Annotated in this window: 5 protein-coding genes and 1 pseudogene; 3 read left to right on the forward strand and 3 right to left on the reverse strand. The window is 72.5% G+C overall.

What is annotated here, in order from left to right; translation table 11 throughout:
* From ACPCK6_RS29435 to folP, 3 genes are all read right to left on the reverse strand, one after another.
* Positions 1–186 (reverse strand): 2-amino-4-hydroxy-6-hydroxymethyldihydropteridine diphosphokinase (locus ACPCK6_RS29435; RefSeq protein ID WP_423482839.1); only part of this gene is annotated, 186 nt, incomplete at its 3' end.
* Complete coding sequence (folB, locus tag ACPCK6_RS29440; RefSeq protein WP_013288974.1) at positions 183–542, reverse strand: dihydroneopterin aldolase; 360 nt, start codon at positions 540–542, stop codon at positions 183–185. The genes folB and ACPCK6_RS29435, both read right to left, overlap by 4 nt.
* Positions 539–1,435, reverse strand: a complete 897-nt coding sequence (gene folP / locus ACPCK6_RS29445) for a dihydropteroate synthase (RefSeq protein WP_423482840.1) — start codon at positions 1,433–1,435, stop codon at positions 539–541. Before folP ends, folB begins: the two co-directional genes overlap by 4 nt.
* Before the next feature lie 358 nt (positions 1,436–1,793).
* On the opposite strand from folP, the gene ACPCK6_RS29450 reads away from it, so the two are divergent.
* The 3 genes and pseudogenes from ACPCK6_RS29450 to ACPCK6_RS29460 form a co-directional block, all read left to right on the forward strand.
* A complete protein-coding gene (locus ACPCK6_RS29450; protein WP_013288976.1) occupies positions 1,794–2,108 on the forward strand; it encodes a hypothetical protein in 315 nt (104 codons plus the stop codon).
* Between the two features lie 14 nt (positions 2,109–2,122).
* On the forward strand, positions 2,123–2,485 hold the full coding sequence (locus ACPCK6_RS29455; RefSeq protein ID WP_013288977.1) for a hypothetical protein: 363 nt from the start codon (positions 2,123–2,125) through the stop codon (positions 2,483–2,485).
* Positions 2,486–2,534: 49 nt separating this feature from the next.
* Positions 2,535–3,042, forward strand: a pseudogene (locus tag ACPCK6_RS29460) (ATP-binding protein); the annotation flags it as partial.

Here is a 3,042-nt window from a genome sequence, read left to right on the forward strand (position 1 = left end):
CGCCGCCGGGTCCGCGACCATCACCGCCGCGTTCAGGTACGCGGGCTGGTCGGCGTCCCCCCACGGTGGAGTCTCGTAGACGCCGGAGACCACGAGCACCCGGTCGCCGAGCGCGGCCACCGCGCCGCGCAGGTGGCCGAGCCGGTCGCCCAGGTTGCTGCCGATCGACAGCACGGCCCGGGTCATCGGGTACGCCGCATCGTGACGGCGACGTCCCGGAAGGCGTGCGGGATCGGGGCCTCCGGCTTGTGCACGGTCACGGTCGCGGCGGCCACCAGCGGCTCGGCCAGGCAGACCGCGAGCAGCCGGTCGGCGAGTGTCTCGATGAGGTTCACCGGCTCGCCGGTGATCACCGCGACCAGGCGTTCGGCGAGTTCGCCGTAGTGCACGGTGTCGGTCACCTCGTCCGAGCGCGCGGCCGGGCCCAGGTCCAGTTCGAGCACCGCGTCGACCACGAACTCCTGCCCCTGGGCGCGCTCGAAGTCGTAGACGCCGTGGCGGCCGTGCGCGCGCAGGCCGGTCAGCTCGATCCGGTCGCTCATCTGTCGCCTCCGCTCGTGCCGGTGGACGCTTCCGCCGGCCGGGTGCCGGTCGCGCCGGCGAGCCGGGGGCTGCCGGTGGCGCGCCAGACGGCGAGCGCGTCGGCGGTGGCACGGACGTCGTGCACGCGTACCCCCCAGGCGCCGGCCGCGACGGCGAGCACGCTCGTCGCGACGGTCGCGGCCTCCCGCCCGGAGGTGGGGCGGGGTTCGCCGGCCGGATCGGCGAGCAGCCGGCCCAGGTAGGACTTACGGCTGGCCCCGAACAGCACCGGGAAGCCCAGGTCGACCAGCTCGGGCAGGCGGGCGCTCAGCGCCCAGTTGTGCGCGGCGGTCTTCGCGAAGCCCAGGCCCGGGTCCACGATGATCCGGTCGGCGGCCACCCCGGCGGCGAGCGCGGCGTCGACGCGCCGGCTCAGCTCGTCGCGGACCTCGGCCACCACATCGGTGTACGTGGCCAGATCGTTCATCCCCCGCGAGTGCCCCCGCCAGTGCATGAGCACCCAGGGGCAGCCGGCGTCGCGGACCACCCGGGCCATGTCCGGGTCGGCGAGGCCACCGGAGACGTCGTTCACCATGTACGCGCCGGCGGCGAGGACCGCCTCGGCGACCCGGGCGCGACTGGTGTCGATGCTGACGAGGACGCCGGCGGCGCTCAGCTCGCGGACCACGGGCAGCACCCGGGCGGTCTCCGTCTCCGCGTCGACCCGCTCGGCGCCGGGCCGGGTGGATTCGCCACCCACGTCGATCAGGTCGGCGCCGTCGGAACGCAGTCGCACCCCGTGTGCGACTGCCGCATCCAGATCGGCGTATCTGCCGCCGTCGGAGAAGGAGTCGGGCGTGACGTTGAGGACGCCCATCACCACCGGGGCCTCCGCCCGTACCAGATCGGTCACGGACCCGACAGTACCGTTCGCCGGCAGGGCTTCCGGCCACCGGGCGAGCGCGCGACGCGGCACGCCTGACGTGCGCATTGGAACAGGTGTACGATCGGTCATCCGGGCCTTCGGAGGTCGACTCTTCACGGCTTGTCGCAAAGGTGGCCGGGCCGTACGCTTTGGAATTGCCCAGCATCGAGATGGCGAAGCCTGGAGGGAGGGCCGAAGCGGGAAGAATCCCCCCAAAACTCACCACTCTGCGTGGTGGGTGACGGACTCAGCGTTGACGGCGCTGTCTCTGACGAGCACCATCCCGCCAGGCTTGCCTACTTGCACCAACGCGGCGCCGCCGGCCGCGACCTTGGGGAGGTTTCCAGTGATCGCCATCGAGCTCATGGCAACGGCGTCCAGTGCCGTGGACCACGCGCTCCACACCCTGGCGTCGACTCCACTCGCCGAGCCGGCTCCGAAGGGCATCGACACCGACAACGTCGTCACCTTCTTCGCCAGCAAGATCGCGCCGATCCTGCTCGCGGTCCTCGGGGTGATCTTCATCGGCCGGGCCAGCCGGGGTGAGATCTCCAAGGTGCTGACCAGCTCGGCCATCGCCATCATCGGCCTGGCCTTCATCGCCGGAGCGGCAACACTCTTCTTCGTCGGCGACTACCTGATCAACCTGATCTTCGAGTAGGGCGCTGGGCGACGATGCGGCTGCGCACCGACGACGACATCTACCGGGCACGCCTCGTCTACCTGGGGCCGCCCGGGTACACCCTTCCCGTTCACCTGCCGTACGCCCAGTACGGCCTGTTCATGCTGCTCGTACCCCTCTACATGTTCATCCACTGGTTGTTCACGCTCCAGGTCGAACTGTTCCCCGCCTGGGAGATCTCGCTGGCGATCGTGACGACCTCGTTCATCTTCCGGTACGTCGACCCGGACCGGCCCGCGCGCATGGTGATCCGGACCGCGCTGACCGACTGGCGACGCACCCGGGAACCGGCCACCGAGCAGCGGGATCCGCGGCTCGTCGCGAGCCGGATCAGGATCCGGGAGGAACTGGCATGACCGGGCGTACGACAACCGTGCAGACGAACGACGCGGGTGAGGCGGTCGCATGAGTCGCTCTTCCACGCCGGGTTCCCCGGCCGGGCGCCCGGCCGGGCCCAACGGTAACCGTGCGCGATCGTTCGACTACCCGCCGGACGAGGATCTGGACGAGGTCGTCCTCGACAGCGCGCTCGTCACCAGCCCCGGGCACAGCCGCGTCGGCGTGTTCCAGCCGCCGCGACCGATGACCCCGCGCGAGCCGGTACGCCCCGACGGCGACATCGACTCCCCGTTCCTCGACCTGTTCGGCGGCGCGCAGCCCCGGCGGCGGCCCGCCGCGTCCACACCGCTCCCGCCGGTCGAGCCGGTGGTGGCGCCGCCACGTCGCGGCGTCGGCCGGGAGCCCTTGCCGATCCCGCACCAGCCCGCCGTGCCGGTCGAGCCGGCGCCCCGGGCCGAACCGGAACCGCCGGTCCGCGAGCAGACCCCTGGGGTACGCGCGGTCGGACGCCCCCGGCCCGAGCCCGCGCCGCTGCCGGTCGAGCCCTCCCTGCCCGACCCGCCCGCCGCGCTCG

This window comes from Micromonospora sp. AB353, assembly GCF_049538395.1.
GTDB classification, from domain to species: Bacteria; Actinomycetota; Actinomycetes; order Mycobacteriales; family Micromonosporaceae; genus Micromonospora; species Micromonospora aurantiaca.